This window comes from Pseudoalteromonas sp. c7(2019) (assembly GCF_011378625.1).
GTDB lineage: Bacteria > Pseudomonadota > Gammaproteobacteria > Enterobacterales > Alteromonadaceae > Pseudoalteromonas > Pseudoalteromonas arctica.
In genome coordinates this window covers 1-511 of the sequence record NZ_WTKS01000067.1, presented here as the reverse complement: position 1 = coordinate 511, position 511 = coordinate 1, and the positions used below count along the sequence as shown (strand labels likewise).

At 33.5% G+C, this 511-nt stretch carries 1 protein-coding gene; it reads right to left on the bottom strand.

The annotated features are described in order from the left end of the window. On the bottom strand, positions 1-265 hold a 265-nt coding region (locus GQR38_RS20040), incomplete at its 3' end, for a helix-turn-helix domain-containing protein (RefSeq protein ID WP_165738022.1). Positions 266-511: the final 246 nt, after the last annotated feature.

The window sequence follows — 511 nt, the reverse complement described above, 5'->3', positions numbered from 1 at the left end:
TATCAATGACATATTGTTTTATGTTAGCAAGTTGCTCTGGCGTGAGTCGATGAGGCCTCCCGCTACGGGGCTTTACTTCCAGACCTGTTAACCCAGAATGAAGGTATGCTTTAATCCAAATGTTGACACTTCTACGGCTTACCTTTAAAAAAGTCGCAATATCAGTTCTACTTTTCCCTTCTAAGAAATGCGAGACAGCGAGTAATTTTAATCGTTGTCTCGCATTGGTTGTCGCATTAATTAATTCAGCAAAATTTTGACTCATATTAACTCCTTTGTAAGAAGCTTAATTAGATCACATATTTATCGGAAATGGTATTAGTAGGAATTGTCTTGTTTTAGTTTTTGTAAGATAAATTTAATTTCTGCTAGTAATTGAAATATAAAGCTAACTTATGTGAATTTAGCTAACCACTTAATACAACGCTGTTTATCGCGTTGTTCATAATCTTTTAATGCTAAAGGTAAACTTAAGTCAAAACTATTTTCTGTATCATTTCCTATTGCATTT